Origin of the sequence: Paracoccus rhizosphaerae, assembly GCF_026162645.1 — a bacterium.
GTDB lineage: Bacteria > Pseudomonadota > Alphaproteobacteria > Rhodobacterales > Rhodobacteraceae > Paracoccus > Paracoccus rhizosphaerae.
In genome coordinates this window covers 26958-46745 of record NZ_JAOTBE010000028.1, presented here as the reverse complement: position 1 = coordinate 46745, position 19788 = coordinate 26958, and the positions used below count along the sequence as shown (strand labels likewise).

The following is a 19788-nucleotide window of genomic DNA, read 5'->3' as shown; positions in this document are numbered from 1 at the left end:
TCTTGCCTCTCTGTAGCCCGGATCTGAGCCCAACCGAGATCATTCGGGCGTTCACCCGGGCAAATGGTGTCCACGCCCTCAAATTCCCAAAGCTCAAGGCCCTGATCCGAAGAGCCGCCACCCGAACCTGCGAGGCTCTCTGGCACGCTGTCAGGCAGGTCTGCGATCTGTTCAGCGATGAGGACTGCTGAGATCTCTTCAAAGCCGAGGAATATGAAGCCGATTGGACGCAAGGTGTTCTAAGGGACGAGACGGCCTGCTGCGGTGCATTCGATGCAACGACCTACCGATGCCATCCTTGTCGTGAGACCATCAAGAGAGCGACCGCGGCACCTGGCTCCGCCTTCAGGGCGCAGGCTCCCGGTTGAACGAACATGCCGTCCGTGACCGGCCGCCTTGTCTTCTGGCCCAGACGCATGCGGGGCTGTGGAGCGACCAAGTCGGATATCGAGCATCAGGCGTTGTTCCAGCTCTGAGGAGGTGTCGCACCTCCAGGCGCCGTGCCTTCCCTAGAGGCCGACCAGCGCCCGCGCGAAGTCCTCGGGCTCGAACGCATCGAGGTCGTCGATCTGTTCGCCGACGCCAATCGCATGGATCGGCAGGCCAAACTTGTCGGCAAGCGCCACCAGGACGCCGCCGCGCGCCGTGCCGTCAAGCTTGGTCATCACCAGCCCTGAGACATCGGCCAGCTTTCGGAACGTCTCGACCTGGTTCAGCGCGTTCTGCCCGGTCGTCGCGTCCAGCACCAGCAGGGTGTTGTGCGGTGCCTCGGGGTCGCGCTTGCGGATCACGCGGACGATCTTGGCCAGCTCCTCCATCAGGTCCTGGCGGTTCTGCAGGCGCCCGGCGGTGTCGATCATCAGAAGGTCGGCGCCCTCGGCCTCGGCCCGGACCATCGCGTCCCAGGCAAGGCTGGCGGGGTCGCTGCCCTGCGGTGCGACCATGACCGGCACGCCAGCGCGCTGCCCCCAGACCTGCAGCTGTTCAACGGCGGCCGCCCGGAAGGTGTCGCCCGCGGCGATGACAACCGACTTGCCCGCCGCGCGGAACTGGCTGGCCAGCTTGCCGATCGTCGTGGTCTTCCCCGCCCCGTTGACGCCGACGACCAGGACGACCTGCGGCTTTTTCGGATAGAGAGGCAGCGGGCGCGCCACCGATGCCATGATCCGGGCAATTTCTGCGGCCAGCAGCTCCTTCAGCTCGGTCGATGACACCCTGCGCCCCATCCGGCCTTCGGCGATGTTGGCGGTGACGCGCAGCGCCGTGTCGACGCCCAGATCGGCCTGGACCAGCATGTCCTCCAGCTCTTCCAGCATGTCGTCGTCCAGGGCGCGGCGCGGCTCTTCGGTCTTTTCGCCGCGACCGAAAAGTCGGCCGACCAGTCCCGGCTGGACCGGCTGGGGATGGGGCGTCGCCACCGGCGCCGGCATCTCGGCCGGCGGTGCCGGCGGAGCCTCTGGCGCCTCGCCCACGATATCGTCCAGCCCCGCCCCGATCTTGGACGAAGACCGCGTCAGCCGCTCGCGCAGTTTGGAGAAGAACGCCATGATCAGACCTTTCGATGCTGGGCGCGACCCTACAGCGTCACGTCGGCAAGGAAAACCCGCGGCACGGGCCGCCGCGGGTTTCCTGAACAAGGCACCTCGTCACGCCCTGCTTGCGGCGCCGTTCAGCCGCGAAGGGCGCGGATCTCTGCGGCCAGCGCCTCGGTCGAGGCGTCGTGCCCCCCGGACGCATCGCCCTTCAGCAGCGGCTCGACCTTCAGCGCTAATTCCTTTCCAAGCTCCACCCCCCACTGGTCGAAGCTGTTGATGCCAAGGATCACGCCCTCGACAAACACCCGGTGTTCATAGAGCGCGACGATCTGGCCCAACACGAAAGGTGTCAGCTGTTCGATCAGCAGCGTGGTCGATGGGCGGTTGCCGGGAAAGACGCGGTGCCGCGCCTGCCGTTCAAGCTCGGGCCCCTGAAGGCCCTTGGCCTGCATCAGCGCCCGGGCCTCGTCCAAGCTGCGGCCGCGCATCAGCGCCTCGGACTGCGCTAGGCAGTTCGCGGCCAGCAGGATGTGGTGATGCGCCAGGTCCGGCTCGTGGCCCTTTGCGGCCAGGATGAATTCGCATGGCACGGGCGTCGTGCCTTGGTGGATCAGCTGATAGAAGGCATGCTGGCCGTTCGTCCCCGGCTCTCCCCAGACCACGGGTCCGGACGCGACAGTCAGGTCGCTGCCGTCCATTGCGACGCGCTTGCCGTTCGATTCCATCTCGAGCTGCTGCAGATAGGCTGGCAGGCGCAGCAGGCGGTTGTCATAGGGCAGGACGGCGCGGGTGGGATAGCCGCAGACCTGGTGATGCCAGATCCCGACCAGCGCCAGCAGGACGGGCAGGTTCCGGTCCAGCGGCGCGGTGCGGAAATGGGCGTCCATCGCCGCGCCGCCTGCCAGAAACTCGTCAAAGCGCTCGGGTCCGACGGCCAGCATCAGCGACAGGCCGATCGGCCCCCAGACCGAGTAGCGGCCCCCGACCCAATCCTCGAACCCGAAGACGCGCGTGCCGTCGATCCCGAAATCCGCGGTCATCTTCACGGCAGAGGACAGGGCCACGAATTGCGCCGCCGGGTCATCCACCGATCCGGCCATCCAGTCGCGCGCGGTGCGGGCGTTTGTCATCGTCTCGATGGTCGTGAAGGTCTTCGACGCCACGATCACCAGGGTCTTTGCCGGGTTCAGACCTTTCAGCGTGTCGGCGATGTCTGCGCCATCGACGTTGCTGACGAAATGAGTCCGCGGCCCGTCGTGATAGGGTGCCAGCGCCAGCACCGCCATATAGGGGCCAAGGTCCGATCCGCCGATGCCGATGTTGACGACGTCCGTGATCCGGCCGCCCTGCCCCATGAAGCTGCCGTCGCGGACCTGCCGCGCGAAGTCTGACATGCGGGCGTGGGTTTCGCGAACCGCGGGCATGACGTCCTGGCCGTCCACCGTCACGCTGCCAGACAGGTTGCGCAGCGCCGTGTGAAGGACCGCGCGGCCTTCGGTTTCATTGATCCTCTCGCCGGCGAACATCGCGTCGCGCTGGGCCTCGACGCCCCGATCACGTGCGAGCTGGATCAGCAGGTCGCGCGCGTCCTTGTCGATCATCGTCTTGGACCAGTCGAAGACCACCCCGTCGGCACGGGTCGTACAGGCGGCGGCACGGTCGGTGTCTTCGGCAAACAAGGCGTCGATGCGCCGATCGCCCTGCGCCTTGCGATGCGCGGACAGGCGGTTCCAGATGTCGGACATGCGGTGGTGATCCCTCATTCGGCCCAGTGGACGGTTGCGACGTCAAGAAAGGCGCGGATCGGCGCCTGAAGGGGGTCCATGTGCTGTGCACGTTCCAGCGCGTCGCGCTTTTCGGGGCCCATGATCAGCACATGTAGGTTGATGGCGTCGGACAGCACCGGCCGCGTCAAGGTGATCCGCGGCTCTTCGGCGCCCTCGGCACGGATGGCCATGACCGGCGGCGCGTCCGGCGCCATCGCGGCCTGCAGGTGATCGGCGCCGGGAAACAGGCTGGCTGTGTGCATATCATTGCCCATCCCCAGAAGCACCACGGTCAGCGGCAGGTGCGGGGCTAGCCGCTGCACCAGACCGTCGACTGCCAGATCGGGCGATGCATCACCGGTATAGAGATCGATATAGCTGGCCGCCGCCGCCTTGTCCTTCAGCAGGTGACGACGCAGCAGGCGCGAGTTCGACCGCTTATGATCGCCATCGACCCACCGTTCGTCACCCAGAACCACGGTGACGCGGTCCCATTCGATATCGGTCCCGCTGAGGGTTTCGAACACCGGAGCGGGCGAGGTGCCTCCAGGCACGCAAAGCGTGGCGCTGTCGTTGCCCCGCAGATGTTGCGCCAGTTGCGAGGCGATCCGGTCGGCCAGCGACAGTGCCAGCATCTCGCGGTCGGGGTATTCCTTCAGTTCGACGGTCATGCCCTGATTTCCCTCCATCGACGGTTGTCGCGATGCATCAGCCGCAACGCTTCGTCCGGCCCCGAGGATCCGGCGTCATAGGGTTCGGGGCGACGCTTGCCGTCTTCCCACGCCTCGATGATCGGATCGGTCCAGGCCCAGGCGGCCTCGACCTCGTCGCCGCGCATGAACAGGGTCTGGTTGCCGCGGATGACATCCATGATCAGGCGTTCATAGGCGTCGGGCATGTCCGCACCGTCCGGCCCCAGGGCGTCGGCGAAGGACATGTCCAGCGGCACCTGGACCAGGCGCATGCCGCCGGGGCCGGGCTCCTTGATCATCACCTTCATGTTCATGCCCTCGTTCGGCTGCAGCCGGATCACCAGCTCGTTGGCCTTGGGCACACCGCTGTCGTCGAAGATCGAATGCGGCGGCTCCTTGAAGGTGATCGCAATCTCGGAGGTGCGGGCGCGCAGCTTCTTTCCGGTGCGCAGGTAGAAGGGCGTGCCCTGCCAGCGCCAGTTCGAGATGCGCACCTTCATTGCGACATAGCTTTCGGTGCGCGATTCGGGGTTCTCGGCATCTTCCAGATAGCCGCTGTCGGTGCCGTCGGCCTGATACTGGCCGCGCACGATATCGGCAGGCGCCACCGGCTCCAGCGCCCGGATGACCTTCAGCTTCTCGTCCCTGACGGCGTCGGGATCGAAATGGTAAGGTGGCTCCATCGCGATCAGGCACAGAAGCTGCATCATGTGGTTCTGGACCATGTCGCGGATCGCGCCGGACTTGTCGTAATAGCTGCCGCGCCCGGCGACGCCCACGGTCTCGGCCACGGTGATCTGTACGTGGTCGATGAACTGCGCGTTCCACAGGGGTTCGAACAGAACGTTGGCAAAGCGGACGGCCATCAGGTTCTGGACGGTTTCCTTGCCCAGATAGTGGTCAATCCGATAAATTTGATGTTCGTCGAAATGCTGCGCCAGCGTGGCGTTCAACGCGCGGGCGCTGGCCCGGTCGCGGCCGAAGGGCTTTTCAACCACGATGCGGCTGTCGTTGTCGGCGATCCCGTGGCTTGCCAGACGCTCGGCGATATCACCAAAGAGCGATGGCGCAACCGAGAAGTAGAAGGCGTGGACCGCACCGGGCCGCATCCGGTCCTTCAGCTCCTGCCACCCGCCGTCGCCCTTGGCGTCAATCGAGACATAGCCCAGCAGCCCGAGAAACTCGGCCAGTTGCGGATGTTCCTTGCGCACGCTGGTATATTCGCAGATCGCCCGGGCGGTTTCGGCGCGGAAGTCATCGTCGCTCTGCTCGGTGCGGGCGGCGCCGATGATGCGGCTGGTCGGTGGGATCTGCCCCGCCTCGAACCGCCGGAACAGGCCCGGCAGGATCTTGCGATGGGCCAGATCGCCCGTGGCGCCGAAAATCACGAGGTCGAAGTCATCGACCGGAATGACACGCGAGACCATGCTGTCCTCCTTGCGGTTGGCGTCCGCCATATCTCTTGTTAGCGTTAACAGCAATGCGCTTCAACCTCTGACGACCTTGCCCAGCCTTGGAAGGCGGCAACGCTTCAACATCTGCTGCATCGACATCTGCCCGCCCGACAACGCGGCCTTTTGCTGCGCATCGGCCAGCGCCTGATCGACGGCTGCCGGATCTCGGTCGCGAAGATCCAGCAGGAATGCGTCTGGGTGGATGGCGCGCAGTCCAAGCCCAGCCATCAGCCTCTGGGGAAAATCGCGCAGGTTCGCGGTCACGATCAATTCGGCACCTGCAGCCAGCGCGGCCTCGACCACGTGCCGGTCAGCGGGGTCGGGAAAGGGAAGATCAATGGCCGCCTGCCCGTCCGACTGCACCGCAGCCTGAGGAAAGCGCAGTCGCAGCATCGCAATCTCGGCTCCGGCCACCGCCTCCTGCTCGGAACCCAGCCGGGCGGCGGCACGACGCCACTCCTCGATGATCCGTTCGGACCAGACCGCGTCATAAAGACCGGCCGCCGCCAGATCGGTCAGGATCTCGCGCAGGATCGTCGGGAAGAGAACATTGGCGTCCAGGACCGCCCGCATCAGTCCAGCCGGAAGAACAGCGACTTCAGATAGCCCGTCTCGGCCAGTTGCGGCAGGGTCGGATGATCGGGCCCGGCCTGACCCGTGTGGATCAGCACCCCGCGCCGTCCGCCGCGCCCGATGCCGCGCGCGCTGACATTGCGGAACGCCGTCAGGTCGGCGGCGTGGCTGCAGCTGCAAAGGACCAGGTAGCCGCCCGGCGTGACCAGCGGCGCGGCAGTCTTTGCCACCCGTTCATAGGCCCTCAACCCAGCCTCCAGCGCCGGCTTGGCGGGCGCAAAGGCGGGCGGATCGCAGATGACCACATCGAAACGGCGTCCCTGCTCGGCCAGTTGCTCCAGCGCCTTGAAAGCGTCGGACTGCACGACCTCCAGCCGGTCGCGGGCGCCCATTGCTTCGGCGCCACCCTCTGCCAATTTCAGCGCGGCGGCGCTGCCGTCCACGCAGATGGCCTGCGCCGCGCCAGCCGCAAGCGCGGCAAGCCCGAAGCCGCCGACATGGCTGAAAACGTCCAGCACCGTGCCGCCCTGCACCAGCCGCTGCGCGAAGGCGTGGTTCGGGCGCTGGTCGAAGAACAGCCCCGTCTTCTGCCCGCCCATCAGGTCGGCCAGATAGATCGCCCCGTTCATCCCCACCTGCACCGGCGCATCTGGCGCGTCGCCCCGCAGCACCTCCATCCGCTCGGGCAGGCCCTCCAGTCCCCTGGCTCGTCCCTGACCGTTCAGGATGACCGTCGTCACGCCTGCGACGTTGACCAGAGCATCAGCGATATCCTCGGCCATTGCGTCCGCCCAGGCCGCGTTCGGCTGCATCACAGCCGCATCGCCAAAGCGGTCGATCACCAGGCCCGGCAAGCCATCGGCCTCGGCATGGACCACGCGGTAGAATGGCGCGTCATAGAGCCTGGCGCGCATTTCCTGGGCGCGGGCCAGGCGGTTCTCGATCCATGCGCGATCCACGACGGCACCGGCATCCCGGTCCATCATCCGCCCAATGATCTTCGAGTTGGGATTCACCGTCACTACGCCCAGGGGCTGCCGCTCGGCGTCCTCCAGCAGGGCCATGCCACCGGGCGGCAGGGCGCGGGTGCGGCGGTCCAGCACGGCCTCGTCCGCGAAGACCCAGGGAAAGCCGTGGCGGATCGCCTGCGGCTTGGCCTTCGGACGCAGTCGGATGACGGGCAGATCGGTCATGGGTGAAATCCTTTCGCTGCCGATCTGGCACGCCGGCAGGTTCCGCACAAGCCGCAGCACCTCGATTATCCCGCCGCGAATGACGAGCGGTTGAACCGTTAACGCTAACGGCGTATATAGTGACAAAGCCAGAGGAGGCCGCCATGACCCTTCACGCCACGATCGACCGCGTCACCGACCGGATCCGCGAACGCTCTGCCGACAGCCGTGCCGCCTATCTGGGCAAGATCGCGCGCGCGGCGCAGGAAGGCCCGGCCCGTGCGCATCTGTCCTGCGGCAACCAGGCCCATGCCTATGCCGCGATGGACGACAAGCAGGACATGGCGACCACGCGCAAGCCGAACATCGGAATCATCACGGCCTATAACGACATCCTGTCGGCCCATCAGCCATACGAGCGGTTCCCCGACGTGATCCGCGCCGCGGGACGGGCAGCGGGGGCGACGGTGCAGGTCGCTGGCGGCGTTCCGGCCATGTGCGACGGCGTCACCCAAGGCCGCGCCGGGATGGAGCTGTCGCTGTTCTCGCGCGACGTGATCGCGCTGGCAGCGGGCGTCGGCCTGTCACACGATTGCTTCGATTCGGCGATGTATCTGGGCGTTTGCGACAAGATCGTGCCGGGTTTGGTCATTGCGGCGGCGACGTTCGGGCACATCCCTGCGGTCTTCGTGCCCGCCGGTCCGATGCCCTCAGGCCTGCCGAACGACGAAAAGTCGAAGGTGCGCCAGCAGTTCGCCACCGGAGAGGTCGACCGCGACGCCCTGATGGCTGCCGAGATGGCCAGCTATCACGGCCCCGGCACCTGCACCTTCTATGGCACCGCCAACACCAACCAGATGCTGATGGAGTTCATGGGCCTGCACCTGCCGGGGTCCAGCTTCGTGAACCCGAACACACCGCTGCGCGATGCGCTGACGGTGGCCGCCGTGCAGCGGGCGGCGGCGATCACGAACCTGGGCAACGAATACCTGCCGGCCGGAGAGGTCCTGGACGAACGCGCCTTCGTCAACGGCATCGTCGGGTTGATGGCGACCGGCGGTTCGACGAACCTTGTCCTGCACCTGCCAGCCATGGCCCGCGCGGCAGGCGTCCTTCTGGACATCGAGGATTTCCACGACCTGTCCGAGAACGTGCCGCTGATGGCCCGGGTCTATCCGAACGGACTGGCGGACGTGAACCACTTCCACGCCGCCGGCGGCCTCGGCTACATGATCGACCAGTTGTTGGAGGCGGGGCTGCTGCACCCGGACGTGAAGACCATCAACGGCACCGGGTTGGACGGCTACGCCCGCGAACCCAAGCTGGACGGCGACCGCATCCGGTGGGAAGCCGGGCCGCGCACCAGCCTCAACGACAAGATCCTGCGCCCCGCCAGTGATGCTTTCGCAAAGACAGGCGGGCTGAAGCAGCTGCAGGGGAACCTGGGCCGTGGCGTGATCAAGATCAGCGCCGTCGCACCCGAACGTCACCTGATCGAGGCCAAGGCTCGCGTCTTCCAAGACCAGGAATCGGTGAAGACCGCCTTCCGCAACGGAGAGTTCAGTGAAGACACCGTTGTCGTTGTCCGTTTCCAGGGACCGCGCGCGAACGGCATGCCGGAACTGCATTCGCTGACGCCCACCCTGGCCGTACTGCAGGACCGGGGCCTCAAGGTCGCGCTGGTCACCGATGGGCGGATGTCGGGCGCATCGGGCAAGGTGCCTGCCGCCATCCACGTCTCGCCCGAGGCGGCGATGGGCGGACCGCTGGCGCGGCTCCGCGACGGCGACCTTGTCCGTCTGGATGCAGCGGCTGGCACGCTGGAATGCCTCGCCCCCGACTTCGAGGACCGCGCCCCCGCCACCTTCGACGGCGCCGACAGCAGCGTGGGCTTGGGCCGGGAACTGTTCGCCGCCTTCCGCGCCGTGGCAGGTCCCGCGACCGAAGGGGCCGGCGTGGTGGTCTAGGCCGCCGCCGCCACCTCGCAGACGACCCGGCGCAGATAGCCCGCAAAATCGGATGCCACCTTCCGTGCGGGTCCGTCGGCGACATAGATGTTCAGCCAGGTGGGTGGCAGCGGCGGCAGGGCGCCACGGTGGTCGATGACCTCCAGCCCCGGCTGCTGGATGCCGCGCGGCAGCAGCGTCACGCCCAGATCGGCCGCCGCCAGAACCCGCCAGGTGTCGCTGCCCCCGTCGCTGACGACCTGCAGCCACTCGATGCCGGCCATCTCCAGCGCCGCCATTCCGACCGGGTAATAGGCGCAATGCGGCGAATTCGCGATCGGCAGCGGCCGCTGTTGCCATGCCCGCCCGCCCGTGGCCCCGAACCAGGCCAGGTCGACCTTGGCCAGATGCATCGCCGCCGGCGGGGCGTCGAATTCCGTGGTCAGGATCACGTCATGCTCGCCGCGCGCCATCTGCGCACGCAGATCCTTGCTGCGCGCGTCGTTCATGACCAGCTCGACCGCCGGATGGTCCAGACGGAAGGCGCGCACAGCCTGCGCCACCTTGGTGAACAGCCAGTCACTCGTCAGCCCGACCCGCAGCCGCGTTTCGGGCCGCGCGCCCGTGAAACGCGACAAGATCGCGTCATTCAGCGCCACCAGCTTGCGGCTTTCGCCCAGCAAATCCTGAGCGAAATCACTGAGAACCACGCCACGACCCGCCTTCTGCAGCATCGGACGGCCGAACAGATCCTCCAACCGCTTCATCTGCATCGAAAGGGCACTTTGCGTCATGTTCAACGCCTCGGCCGCGCGGGTGACGGCTCCATATTCCGCCACCGCCTGAAGTGACCTGAGCGTACCGATATCCAAATTGCGCATTCGTCACCACCATTGATGGAAAGCATCAGAAACATTCGTTTCAAAGATAGACCAAACCGGTCTAATTATCAATGCAGAAGATGCTATACCTGCAACGCATCTTCTTGGTTGATGAAATTCATCAGAGGATTCGAATGATGTCCAAAGCCGTCCTGCTCCGCGTCGTGACCGGTCACGGCATCCTGCCCCGCCCTGCCTGGGCTGAGCGCTTGTTGACGATGTTCGACGTCCGCCGCACCCGGATCGACCTGTCGCGCCTGTCTGACAGACAGCTGCGCGATATCGGTCTGACCCGTGACGAGGTCGAGGCCGAGATCGCCCGCCCCATGTGGGACGTGCCGCGCCACTGGCGTCAGGCCGAGCGCGCCCGCTGCTAGTCCTGGACCTCTCGCGGCGGCCCGAACCGGTCCTGCATCCGGTCCCGGATCTGGTCGCGCGTCTGCCGATAGGCAGCCAGCCGCGCGTCGCGCCCCTCGGCCAGACCTGTCGGGTCCATGATGGGCCAATACTCAATGTCCAGGTGCGCATGCCGCGTCATCTCCAGCGCCATGCGCTGGCTGGCAGGCGACAGGGCGATGATCAGGTCGAACTGGCCCAGATCGTCGCCCCAGTCCTGCATCTCCTCGAAGCTGCGGCTTCGATGGTTGCCCAGGGAAACGCCGATCTCGTCGCAGACGGCGATGGCGAAGCCGTCTACCTCCATGTCGTTCCTGACGCCCGCCGACTGCACGTAGGCGGCGCGACCATAGAACTTCTTCATCATCCCCTCGGCCATGGGCGAGCGGATGGCATTGTGATCGCAGCAGAACAGCACCGAGGATGGAAACCTGTCCTGCGTCATCCGCGTCACACCTGCGGAATCAGCGCGCAGATCAGGGTGAACAATCGCCGCGCCGTGTCGATATCCAGAGCCGCCTTGCCCTCCAACCGCTCCTGCAGGGTGCGGGCGCCTTCGTTGTGGATGCCACGGCGGGCCATGTCGATCGCCTCGATCTGTGCGGGCGGCAGGCGCTTGACCGCGTTAAAATAGCTCTGGCAGATCTGGAAGTAGTCCTTCACGACCTGCCGAAACGGACCCAACGACAGGTGGAACTCGGCCACCTTGTCGGCGGCCTCGGTGGTCACGTCGAAAACCAGCCGTCCCTCACGGATGCACAACTCCAGCACATAGGGCCCGTCGGGGACAGGCTCGCCCTCGCGCCCCGGGATCTGGAAGCTGTTGTCCTCGATCAGGTCGAAGATGGCGACGCGCCGCTCCTGCTCCATCTCGGGCGTGGCGGGCGCGATGGCGCTGTCGTCGATCTCGACACGGATGATGCGGCTCATTCCACGGGCCTCTCGTTCAGGATCCCCAGCCGAGCCTGAACCGAAGAGCCGTGGGCCTGCAAGCCCTCGGATGCCGCAAGCCGCACCGCCGCCGGCCCGATCGCCGCCAGAGCGCCTGGCGTCAGCCGCGCCATCGTCGTGCGCTTGAGGAAATCAAGAACCGATAGCCCGGACGAAAACCGCGCCGACCGCGCCGTCGGCAGAACGTGGTTCGGACCGCTGACGTAATCACCCACCGCCTCGGGCGTATGGGCGCCCAGAAAGATCGCGCCGGCATGGACGCATTGTGCCGCCAGCGCGTCCGGATCGGCAACGCACAGCTCCAGGTGCTCGGGCGCGATCCTGTTCGACAGGGCCGCCGCCTCGGCAAGGTCGCGCACCACGATCACCGTGCCATAGTCGCGCCAGCTGGCACCCGCGATGGCCGCACGGTCCAGCGTCGGGATGATCCGCTCGACCTCTGCCGCCACAGCGCGGGCCATGGCGGGGTCGGTGGTGATCAGGATCGACTGCGCATCGGCATCATGCTCGGCCTGCGCCAGCAGGTCCCAGGCCAGCCACTCGGGGTTCTGCTGGCCGTCGGCAATCACCAAAACCTCTGACGGGCCGGCAATCATGTCGATGCCCACCCGGCCGAATACCTGCCGCTTGGCCGCCGCGACATAGGCGTTGCCAGGGCCGGTGATCTTGTCCACGGGCGCGATCGTCTGGGTGCCATAGGCCATCGCGGCCACCGCCTGCGCGCCGCCGATCCGATAGATCTCGTCCACGCCGGACAGTTGCGCCGCGAGCAGGACCAGCGGGTTCACCACCCCGCCCGGCGTCGGCACGCAGATCACCAGCCGGTCCACCCCTGCCACGCGTGCGGGAATCGCGTTCATCAGGACGCTGGAAGGATAGGCCGCCTGCCCGCCCGGTACATAAAGCCCCGCCGCCGAGACCGCGCTCCACCGCCAGCCAAGCATAGCGCCCTCGGGGTCGGTCCAGCTGGCATCCTCGGGCATCTGGCGGGTGTGATAGGCGCGGATGCGCTCGGCCGCCAAGGCCAGCGCCGCCCGATCCTCGTCACCAACCTTTGCCACTTCGGCCGCCACCTCGTCAGCCGAAAAGCGCAGTCCTTCCGGCGTCAGGTCCAGCCGGTCGAAGCGCGCCGTCAGCTCGCAGACAGCCTGGTCTCCACGTGCCCGGACATCTGCAATGATCGCCGAAACGGCGTCGTTGACGTCTGACGAGTCCTCGCGCTTGGCCAACAGCATCCGCAGGAAACCGGCCTCGAAGTCACTGTCACTGCTGTTCAGAAAGACCGGCATCTCGCCTCCCCTGACCCGGTTCCACCTGACGGCGGAACGGCTTCTTCTTTGTCCAATACCCAATGACTCTAGTCCGGATGCCGCGGCGCCTTGCCCGAGACGGCGCGATGCGGCCGCGTCACGTCACGCAGATCCAGGTTGATGCATTCGACTTCTGCCCGGATTGTTCCGTCGCCGGCGAAGTCCAGCGACAGGCGCCCGGTCCCGTCCTCTCCGGACTGCCAGCCGATCGCCAGCAGTTCCAGTACGGTATCGGCGTCACGGACGATGCCGTCGCTGACGACCCGCATGACGTCGCCGATCACCAAAATCGATCGCACCCGCTCAAACTCCCGCCCCTCGGCTTTGGCGGCGTCGGCGTCTTCCCACCGGAAGCGGGTCAGCAGCAAGGCCAGCCGCCGCGCCTTGGCGTCGTGGCTGATGTCTGCCCCCGTCAGCACCGCGTCCTGAACCAAGGACGACAAGATGCGCAGGTCGACCTCGTCCTCGGCCTTCAGCGCCAGCGGGCGCGGGTCGGCATCGGCAAAACGGGCGTCTTCGATCATCCCTGATCCTCCTTCACGCGTTCGATATGGGCCCCCACGCCGCGCAGCTTGCGCACGACATGCTCGTATCCCCGATCCAGGTGATAGACGCGGCTGACGGTCGTCGTGCCCTCGGCCGCCATCCCCGCCAGGATCAGGCTCACCGAGGCGCGCAGGTCCGTCGCCATGACGGGCGCACCGCGCAGTTTCTCGACCCCGGTCACAGTCGCATGCCCCCCGTGAACCTCGATCTGCGCACCCATGCGCGTCAGCTCCGGTGCATGCATGAAGCGATTCTCGAAGATCGTTTCCTCCAGCACGCTGGTGCCCTCGGCCATGCACATCAGCGCCATGAACTGCGCCTGCAGGTCGGTCGGGAAACCCGGGAACGGCTCGGTCGTGACGTTGACCGCGCGGACCAGGCCGTTCTTGCGGGCCACCTTCAGGCCGCGGGCCGTCTCCTCGACGCTGACGCCGGCCTCGTCCAGCTTCTCGCAGAATGCCGCAAGCAGCTCGATCCGGCCGCCCAGCAACTCGACCTCGCCGCCGCACATGGCCGGGGCCAGCATATAGGTGCCCAGCTCGATCCGGTCGGTGACGACAGCATGGGTGGCGCCGTGCAGGGCCGCCACGCCCTCGATCGTCAGGGTGCTGGTGCCCTCGCCCTCGATCTGCGCGCCCATCGCCCTCAGGCAGCGCGCCAGATCGACGATCTCGGGCTCGCGCGCGACGTTTTTCAGGACCGTGGTGCCGCGGGCCAGCGTCGCCGCCATCAGTGCATTCTCGGTCGCCCCCACCGAGACCACGGGGAATTCGAACTCGGCCCCCCGCAGCCCGCCCGACGGCGCCTTCGCATGGACATAGCCGTCCCGCAGATCAAGGCTTGCCCCCATGGCCTCTAAGCCCCGCAGGTGCAGGTCCACGGGCCGCGCCCCGATCGCGCAGCCGCCGGGCAGCGACACCTCGGCCACGCCGTCCCGCGCCAGCAGCGGGCCCAGAACCAGGATCGACGCGCGCATCTTCCGCACGATCTCGTAATCCGCCCGGTGGTTGGTCATCGCATGGCTGGACAACGCCAGGACCTGCCCGTCCTGAAGCCCCGCGACCTCTGCCCCCAACGATTGCAGCAGCGCGGTCATCGTGCGGATGTCGGACAGCCGTGGTGCATTGGTCAGCGTCAGCGGCTGGTCCGTCAGCAGCGTCGCTGGCATGAGCGTCAGGCAGGCGTTCTTCGCGCCGGCAATGGGGATCTCTCCCTTCAGCGGGCCGTTCCCTTCGACGATGATCTGGTCCATCAGCTGTCCTTGCCTGTCTCGCCATCCGCGTCCGGGATGGTCTTGTCGTTGTTCTCGACTGCCGCCCGCGCGCGGGCCTGCGCTTTCCGCCGCGCCAGATTCGCGCGCAGCGCCTGGCGAAGACGCTCTTCGCGGCTGTCGGCAGAGTGTTTGGGATCACGGCGGTCGGTCATGAAGTCATCTGTTATCGCCCGCCCGCGCCGCAGTCCAGCAAACGCAGAGCGCCGGGCGCGACAAGCGACGTTTTCGCCAAAAATCGGCCGATGCCCCTTGCGCACCCCCCGCTCATTGTCTAAACGCCCCTCACCGGCGCTGTGGTAGCTCAGTGGTAGAGCACACCCTTGGTAAGGGTGAGGTCGAGAGTTCAATCCTCTCTCACAGCACCAGTTCATCCTATTGAATGGAAAGAAAACCCTTGCATTGCTAGGGTTAGTGCCTCTTTTGGTGCCCTAGTTGGTGCCAGAATGGGGATCAGGCGTGGCTGGGCAGGTCAAGAATCTGAAGGTAAAGAACGGGCGCTTTTATGCCCGCCTCGCGGTCCCTGCACGGCTTCGGCCGATCGTAGGCAAGACGGAACTGGTCACGCCTCTCGGTGGTGAACGTCGCGCAGCGATGAAGGCGCTTCCTGCGGCCGTAGCAGCCCTTCAGCGTCGACTTGATGCTGCCGGTCAGTCCGAGGCAGGCGCCCGGCTGGACAACCTGCGCAGCCCGATCACGACAGCAGACTTTGGGCGCGCGGTATGGCTGCACTACCAAAGCATGCTAGAGGCCGACGATGCTGCGCGCGCCGGCTATCCGTCGCAGAGGGAAGTCGACGCCGAGCAAGCGCGCGTGCTGGATCATCTGAAAACCGGCACTGTGCCGGCTGAACCCTTGGCGGTGCTGGACGCGTCGCTTGATCTAATCAGGCTGCAAGGCGCTGCGGCAGTCGATCAGACGCTGCGTGAAGCCAAGCTCGATGCGCTACGCCGTGACCTAGCCGCAGACCGGACCCATCTTGTCGAGCATGTAATTGAGGACTTTCTTCAGCGCAGCAACCTCTCAGCGCCGCGAGGTTCGGCCGAGCGCAAGGTTTTGGCGCGGCAGATCTTAAGGGCCGATATCGAAGCGCTGGAACGCACGCTAGAACGGGATCAGGGGAACTATGGCGGGCAGCCATCCGACCCTATCGTGAAGCAGCCCCCAGCGGCCCAGTTCGACATCGCTGAACCCGTGCCTATCAAGCCTCTCTTCAAGGACTACATTGCTTCCCGGCAGGCTCTCGGAAAACACCGTGATGGCGCCGTGGCGTGGGAGACGGCCATTATCCACCTGATCGGTTTTCTGGGGCATGCTGACGCCCGGCGTATCACGAAGCGAAATCTGCTAGATTGGCGGGACGCGCTTTTAGCTGAAGGCAAATCCACGAAAACCGTCGCAGTTAAGCATCTTGCCAGCATCCGTGCCTTGTTGCGCTGGGCTTACGAGAACGACCGCCTGCCGACAAATGAAGCCGAGACGGTGCGGCAGCCGGTTGCCAAGGTGCAACGAACGCGCGAGCGCGGCTACACCACGCCCGAAGCTGTCGCCGTCCTAAGGGCCACGGTTAACTTCGAGCCGGTGAAGACAAGCAACTTCCCGGTTCGTGAAAGCGAGCACATCACAGCGGCTAAGCGCTGGCTGCCGATCCTGTGCGCGTTCACTGGCGCACGCATCGCCGAAGTCGCACAACTACGGAAGCAGGACGTGCGAAAGGAAGGCGACCGGTGGGTGATCCGCATTACGCCAGATGCCGGCAGCGTCAAAGCCGGCGGCTATAGGGACGTGCCGCTGCACGGGCAGGTTATTGACTTGGGCTTTGTTAGCTTCGTGGACAGTGCAAAGGACGGCCCCCTGTTCCACGCGGCACAGACACCCGCCCGATTTCTTGCCGGGGCTAGAGCGACAGCAGGGCGAGTCTCACAATGGCTTCAAGCTCAAGAGCTGGTCCCGGCCGGCGTTCAGCCGTCACACGGCTGGCGGCACCGCTTCAAGACGCAGGCACGTGAACTTGGACTTTCAGACCGAATCGCCGATGCGATCCAAGGTCACGCAGGGAGAACAGCCGGTGACGGCTACGGCGACGTGTCACTGATCGCGAAGGCCAAGGTTATAGACGCTCTGCCTGATTATGACCTGTCGTGAACGCTTAAGGAGACCTTGAACTAGAAGCGCCGCGCACCAACATGGTATCATGTTACCACGTTATGTTGCGAGTTGCCGTTGTCCATGTTCTCCAGCCTCGCCCGAGCATTCGGGCGGGGCGCCCCTGTCGAACACAAGTCCCTCACCCTGATCGATCCGGCGACGCTGGCCCTGTTCGGCGTTCAGCCTGTCGCCTCGGGAATGACCGTCACCGCCGCCAGCGCCATGCACGTTCCGGCCGTGCGGCGCGCTGTCAGCCTCATTGCGGAGTCCGTCGCCTGCCTGCCCTTCAAGATCTACGCTCAAGAGACGCGCGAGGCCGCGAAGGATCATCCCGCCTTCGCCTTGGTGCATGACCATGCAAACGACTGGACCAGCGCCGAAGCCTTTCGCGAACAACTGACCGCCGACGCCCTACTGATCGGCAGCGGCTTTGCACAGGTGGCGCGCAATGCCGAAGGCAAGCCGGTCTTCCTGCTGCGCATGGACCCCGGCGCGGTCTCGGTCGAGCATGACGACCTCGGCGAGCCGTCCTATCGCGTCCGTCTGAAGGACGGCGGGGATCAGGTTCTGCCGTTCCATGACGTTCTGCACATTCAGCCGCTGCACGGCGTCAGCCCGATCACCCTCGCCCGCGAAGCCATCGGCCTTGCTCTGGCCGCCGAACAGCACCTGTCCGGCTTCTACAAGAACGGCGGGCGCCCGTCGGGCGTTATCCACCATCCCGGCAAGCTGGACGCGGAAGCGGCCAAGAAGATCGCCGGAAGCTGGTTTGCCAGCCACGGCGGCGAGCGGTCCGGCTCGACCGCACTTCTGGACGAAGGCATGACCTTCTCCGAGGTGGCAACGAAGCTCGCCGATGCCGAGTTCTCGGAGGTGCGGCGCGAGCAGGTCCGCGAGATCGCCCGCGCGTTCGGCGTGCCGCCTGCGTCCCTGTTCGAGATGAGCCGTGCAACGTGGTCGAACTACGAACAGGCGCAGCGCGAGTTCCTGACCGGCACCCTGCGCCCGTGGATCGCTCGCTGGCAGGCTGCCTATGCCCGCTGCCTGCTGACGCCCGAGGAACGCGCCAGCCTCTATGTCGAAGGCAACCCAGACGACATGCTGTCTGTCGATCACGCCGCCCGCGCGACGGCCTTCAGTCAGTATCGCAGCATGGGCGTGCTGACCGCCAACGAAGTCCGCGCCAGCATGAACCGCCCCGCGCTGCCGGGCGGCGACGATCTGCAAAATCCCTTTACCTCGACCGGCGCCCCTCAGACCGAGCCAGCCCCGACGGAACCCGCACAGGACAATGACGAATGACCATCACGCACCGCGCGTTCTTCGGCGACGGCGAGCGCGCTTTCACCCTGACCGATCCGATGATCGCCGAACTGGAACGGCTGACCGCCACCGGGATCGGCAGCCTGTTCCTGCGCCTGACGCGCAGCGACTTCCGCCTGAACGATCTGACCGAGGTTATCCGGCTGGGCCTGATAGGCGGCGGCACCAGCCCCGAGGACGCGGCCCGGATGGTTGAGACCTACGCCCGGCATCGTCCCATCACTGAAGTGCTGCCGCTCGCCCTCGACGTGCTGGACGCGCGCTGGAACGGCACCGAGGCGGCGGCATGACCGAGCATTTGGAACATATCGAGACGAAGGCCGCGCTGTCCGTCGCCGAAACCGGCGAGATCAGCGGCCTCGCGTGGCCGTTCGGCTCGGTCGATCTGGTCGGCGACAGCATAATGCCCGGCGCCTTTGACCGTCCTGCATCCCTGCCGATGCTGGCCGAGCATGACAGCGGGCAGACCATCGGCGTCTGGTCGGAAATAACCGAGACCGCCGAGGGGCTGGCCGTTAAAGGCCGGCTTCTGGTCCATGACGTGCCCCGCGCCCGCGAGGTGGCAGCCCTAATCCGCTCCGGCGAGATCGGCGGCCTGTCTATCGGCTTCATCACCAAGACCGCGCAGCGCAACACCAAGGGCCGGCAGATCACCGCCTTGTCGCTGCGCGAGATCAGCGTCGTCAAGACGCCCTGCAATCCGGGCGCGGCCGTCCGCACCCTTAAATCTGCCCCCCAGTCCACGAACATGGAGATCCAAGTGGAAAACGAAGACCCGGCCGTCACGGCCCAGACCCCGGCCAATGACGCGCCGGTCATCGACCAGAAGGCGCTCGACGCGGTGAAAGCCCGCCTCGACAAGCTGGAAGCCAAGAGCGGCCGCACCGGCGCCCCCGCCATTGTGCAGGGCGAGACGGAGAAGAAGGCTTTCGTCAGCTTCCTGCAAGGCGGTCAGGTGGACCAGAAAGCCCTGACCGTCGCCGCCGATGCCCCGGCCTATGTGCTGGCACCCGAGGAAACCAGCGGCGAGTTCATCCGCAATCTGGTCGAGTTCTCGCCAATCCGGTCCATCGCTGACGTGCGCAGCACCGGCAGCCATACGATCCTGCTGCCCAAACGCACCGGCATCACCAATGCCGTCTGGGTCGGCGAGACTACCGCCCGCACCGGCAGCGAGCCGACTTTCGGCCAGTCCGAGATCGCGGTGAAGGAGCTGGCGACCTATGTCGATATCTCGCTGCGGATGCTGGAAGACAGCGCCAATGTCGAAGCCGAAGTCCGGCTCGCGCTGGCCGAAGACTTCGGCCAGAAGGAAGCCGCTGCCTTCGTCAACGGCGGCGCGCAGCCGGTCGAGCCGCAAGGCTTCATGACCGCCGCCGGCATCGCCGAGACGAACAACGGCCACGCGACGAACCTCTCGGCCGATGCGCTGATCCGGCTGATGTATGCGATGCCCGCGACCTACCGCAACCGAGGTGCCTGGGTGATGAACGGCACCACACTCGCCGCTGTCCGGCTGCTGAAGGACGGTCATGGCAACTACCTGTGGCAGCCCAGCTATCAGGCCGGCCAGCCCGAGACGATCCTCGGCCGCCCGGTGGTCGAAGCGCTGGACATGCCGAACATCGCCAGTGGCGCGACCCCAATCATCTTCGGCGACTTCAAGGCGGGCTACCGCATCTATGACCGCGTTGCGCTGGACGTGATGCCGGACCTGCTGACGCAGCGCGTCACCGGCCTCGCTCGCTTCCACGCCCGCCGCCGTGTCGGCGCCGGCGTGGTCCGCAGCGATGTCTTCCGCAAGCTGATGATGGCTGCCTAAGCC

The 19788-nt window shown here is 66.1% G+C and carries 19 protein-coding genes, 1 tRNA gene and 1 pseudogene; 8 read left to right on the top strand and 13 right to left on the bottom strand.

Annotated features, from left to right (window positions below):
- Positions 1-191: pseudogene (locus tag OC184_RS11405) on the top strand (hypothetical protein); the annotation flags it as partial.
- Positions 192-509: 318 nt separating this feature from the next.
- Here the strand turns inward: OC184_RS11405 and ftsY are convergent.
- The 6 genes from ftsY to OC184_RS11375 all read right to left on the bottom strand — a co-directional run bounded on the left by ftsY (position 510) and on the right by OC184_RS11375 (position 7213).
- Positions 510-1547, bottom strand: a complete 1038-nt coding sequence (gene ftsY / locus OC184_RS11400) for a signal recognition particle-docking protein FtsY (protein WP_265507319.1) — start codon at positions 1545-1547, stop codon at positions 510-512.
- Positions 1548-1669: 122 nt separating this feature from the next.
- Positions 1670-3280 carry a glucose-6-phosphate isomerase gene (gene pgi / locus OC184_RS11395; protein ID WP_265507318.1) on the bottom strand — a complete coding sequence of 537 codons (1611 nt, stop codon included), beginning with the start codon at positions 3278-3280 and terminating at the stop codon, positions 1670-1672.
- Between the two features lie 14 nt (positions 3281-3294).
- Positions 3295-3972 carry a 6-phosphogluconolactonase gene (pgl, locus tag OC184_RS11390; RefSeq protein WP_265507317.1) on the bottom strand — a complete coding sequence of 226 codons (678 nt, stop codon included), beginning with the start codon at positions 3970-3972 and terminating at the stop codon, positions 3295-3297.
- Positions 3969-5420: a glucose-6-phosphate dehydrogenase gene (gene zwf / locus OC184_RS11385; protein WP_265507316.1), complete on the bottom strand. Its 1452-nt coding sequence runs from the start codon at positions 5418-5420 to the stop codon at positions 3969-3971. The genes pgl and zwf overlap by 4 nt, the downstream gene beginning before the upstream one ends.
- A gap of 60 nt (positions 5421-5480) precedes the next feature.
- Positions 5481-6020, bottom strand: a complete 540-nt coding sequence (locus tag OC184_RS11380; protein WP_265507315.1) for an RSP_2648 family PIN domain-containing protein — start codon at positions 6018-6020, stop codon at positions 5481-5483.
- Entirely contained in the window at positions 6020-7213 is a 1194-nt protein-coding gene (locus OC184_RS11375; RefSeq protein WP_265507314.1) for an RSP_2647 family RNA methyltransferase, read from the bottom strand. The genes OC184_RS11380 and OC184_RS11375 overlap by 1 nt, the downstream gene beginning before the upstream one ends.
- Before the next feature lie 143 nt (positions 7214-7356).
- On the opposite strand from OC184_RS11375, the gene edd reads away from it, so the two are divergent.
- Positions 7357-9159: a phosphogluconate dehydratase gene (gene edd / locus OC184_RS11370; protein ID WP_265507313.1), complete on the top strand. Its 1803-nt coding sequence runs from the start codon at positions 7357-7359 to the stop codon at positions 9157-9159.
- On the opposite strand, the gene OC184_RS11365 is transcribed toward edd, so the two are convergent.
- Positions 9156-10019 carry a LysR family transcriptional regulator gene (locus tag OC184_RS11365; protein WP_265507312.1) on the bottom strand — a complete coding sequence of 288 codons (864 nt, stop codon included), beginning with the start codon at positions 10017-10019 and terminating at the stop codon, positions 9156-9158. The two genes, edd and OC184_RS11365, sit on opposite strands and share 4 nt — an antisense overlap.
- 137 nt (positions 10020-10156) lie before the next feature.
- Between OC184_RS11365 and OC184_RS11360 the strand changes: the two genes are divergently transcribed.
- A complete protein-coding gene (locus OC184_RS11360) occupies positions 10157-10396 on the top strand; it encodes a DUF1127 domain-containing protein (protein WP_265507311.1) in 240 nt (79 codons plus the stop codon).
- Here the strand turns inward: OC184_RS11360 and OC184_RS11355 are convergent.
- The 6 genes from OC184_RS11355 to OC184_RS11330 form a co-directional block, all read right to left on the bottom strand.
- Positions 10393-10860, bottom strand: coding sequence for an arsenate-mycothiol transferase ArsC (locus OC184_RS11355; protein WP_265507310.1), 468 nt, complete (start codon positions 10858-10860; stop codon positions 10393-10395). The genes OC184_RS11360 and OC184_RS11355 overlap by 4 nt on opposite strands.
- A 5-nt stretch (positions 10861-10865) precedes the next feature.
- Positions 10866-11345, bottom strand: a complete 480-nt coding sequence (locus OC184_RS11350; protein WP_265507309.1) for a UPF0262 family protein — start codon at positions 11343-11345, stop codon at positions 10866-10868.
- Positions 11342-12655, bottom strand: a complete 1314-nt coding sequence (hisD, locus tag OC184_RS11345; protein WP_265507308.1) for a histidinol dehydrogenase — start codon at positions 12653-12655, stop codon at positions 11342-11344. The genes OC184_RS11350 and hisD overlap by 4 nt, the downstream gene beginning before the upstream one ends.
- Positions 12656-12723: 68 nt before the next feature.
- A complete protein-coding gene (locus tag OC184_RS11340; RefSeq protein WP_265507307.1) occupies positions 12724-13200 on the bottom strand; it encodes a DUF2948 family protein in 477 nt (158 codons plus the stop codon).
- Positions 13197-14474 carry a UDP-N-acetylglucosamine 1-carboxyvinyltransferase gene (murA, locus tag OC184_RS11335; protein ID WP_265507306.1) on the bottom strand — a complete coding sequence of 426 codons (1278 nt, stop codon included), beginning with the start codon at positions 14472-14474 and terminating at the stop codon, positions 13197-13199. Before murA ends, OC184_RS11340 begins: the two co-directional genes overlap by 4 nt.
- Positions 14474-14647 carry a hypothetical protein gene (locus OC184_RS11330; protein ID WP_265507305.1) on the bottom strand — a complete coding sequence of 58 codons (174 nt, stop codon included), beginning with the start codon at positions 14645-14647 and terminating at the stop codon, positions 14474-14476. The genes murA and OC184_RS11330 overlap by 1 nt, the downstream gene beginning before the upstream one ends.
- Before the next feature lie 138 nt (positions 14648-14785).
- Between OC184_RS11330 and OC184_RS11325 the strand changes: the two genes are divergently transcribed.
- The 5 genes from OC184_RS11325 (at position 14786) to OC184_RS11305 (ending at position 19785) form a co-directional block, all read left to right on the top strand.
- Positions 14786-14860 (top strand) — tRNA-Thr (locus OC184_RS11325).
- A gap of 91 nt (positions 14861-14951) precedes the next feature.
- Positions 14952-16637 carry an integrase gene (locus OC184_RS11320; protein WP_265507304.1) on the top strand — a complete coding sequence of 562 codons (1686 nt, stop codon included), beginning with the start codon at positions 14952-14954 and terminating at the stop codon, positions 16635-16637.
- An 84-nt stretch (positions 16638-16721) separates the two neighbouring features.
- The gene (locus OC184_RS11315; RefSeq protein WP_265507321.1) at positions 16722-17942 is read left to right on the top strand and encodes a phage portal protein; all 1221 of its coding nucleotides are present in this window, start codon (positions 16722-16724) and stop codon (positions 17940-17942) included.
- Positions 17939-18253 (top strand): gene transfer agent family protein, encoded by a 315-nt coding sequence (locus tag OC184_RS11310; protein ID WP_265507303.1) that lies wholly within the window; start codon positions 17939-17941, stop codon positions 18251-18253. Before OC184_RS11315 ends, OC184_RS11310 begins: the two co-directional genes overlap by 4 nt.
- Entirely contained in the window at positions 18250-19785 is a 1536-nt protein-coding gene (locus tag OC184_RS11305) for a phage major capsid protein (protein ID WP_265507302.1), read from the top strand. Before OC184_RS11310 ends, OC184_RS11305 begins: the two co-directional genes overlap by 4 nt.
- Positions 19786-19788: the final 3 nt, after the last annotated feature.

Excerpts from the sequence above, each read along its gene's own strand:
- edd (WP_265507313.1), top strand. The coding sequence starts at position 7,357 with ATGACCCTTCACGCCACGATCGACCGCGTCACCGACCGGATCCGCGAA.
- OC184_RS11355 (WP_265507310.1), bottom strand. The coding sequence starts at position 10,860 with ATGACGCAGGACAGGTTTCCATCCTCGGTGCTGTTCTGCTGCGATCAC.
- OC184_RS11350 (WP_265507309.1), bottom strand. The coding sequence starts at position 11,345 with ATGAGCCGCATCATCCGTGTCGAGATCGACGACAGCGCCATCGCGCCC.
- murA (WP_265507306.1), bottom strand. The coding sequence starts at position 14,474 with ATGGACCAGATCATCGTCGAAGGGAACGGCCCGCTGAAGGGAGAGATC.
- hisD (WP_265507308.1), bottom strand. The coding sequence starts at position 12,655 with ATGCCGGTCTTTCTGAACAGCAGTGACAGTGACTTCGAGGCCGGTTTC.
- OC184_RS11330 (WP_265507305.1), bottom strand. The coding sequence starts at position 14,647 with ATGACCGACCGCCGTGATCCCAAACACTCTGCCGACAGCCGCGAAGAG.
- OC184_RS11310 (WP_265507303.1), top strand. The coding sequence starts at position 17,939 with ATGACCATCACGCACCGCGCGTTCTTCGGCGACGGCGAGCGCGCTTTC.
- OC184_RS11305 (WP_265507302.1), top strand. The coding sequence starts at position 18,250 with ATGACCGAGCATTTGGAACATATCGAGACGAAGGCCGCGCTGTCCGTC.
- OC184_RS11315 (WP_265507321.1), top strand. The coding sequence starts at position 16,722 with ATGTTCTCCAGCCTCGCCCGAGCATTCGGGCGGGGCGCCCCTGTCGAA.
- OC184_RS11360 (WP_265507311.1), top strand. The coding sequence starts at position 10,157 with ATGTCCAAAGCCGTCCTGCTCCGCGTCGTGACCGGTCACGGCATCCTG.
- zwf (WP_265507316.1), bottom strand. The coding sequence starts at position 5,420 with ATGGTCTCGCGTGTCATTCCGGTCGATGACTTCGACCTCGTGATTTTC.
- ftsY (WP_265507319.1), bottom strand. The coding sequence starts at position 1,547 with ATGGCGTTCTTCTCCAAACTGCGCGAGCGGCTGACGCGGTCTTCGTCC.
- OC184_RS11375 (WP_265507314.1), bottom strand. The coding sequence starts at position 7,213 with ATGACCGATCTGCCCGTCATCCGACTGCGTCCGAAGGCCAAGCCGCAG.
- pgl (WP_265507317.1), bottom strand. The coding sequence starts at position 3,972 with ATGACCGTCGAACTGAAGGAATACCCCGACCGCGAGATGCTGGCACTG.
- OC184_RS11365 (WP_265507312.1), bottom strand. The coding sequence starts at position 10,019 with ATGCGCAATTTGGATATCGGTACGCTCAGGTCACTTCAGGCGGTGGCG.
- pgi (WP_265507318.1), bottom strand. The coding sequence starts at position 3,280 with ATGTCCGACATCTGGAACCGCCTGTCCGCGCATCGCAAGGCGCAGGGC.
- OC184_RS11380 (WP_265507315.1), bottom strand. The coding sequence starts at position 6,020 with ATGCGGGCGGTCCTGGACGCCAATGTTCTCTTCCCGACGATCCTGCGC.
- OC184_RS11340 (WP_265507307.1), bottom strand. The coding sequence starts at position 13,200 with ATGATCGAAGACGCCCGTTTTGCCGATGCCGACCCGCGCCCGCTGGCG.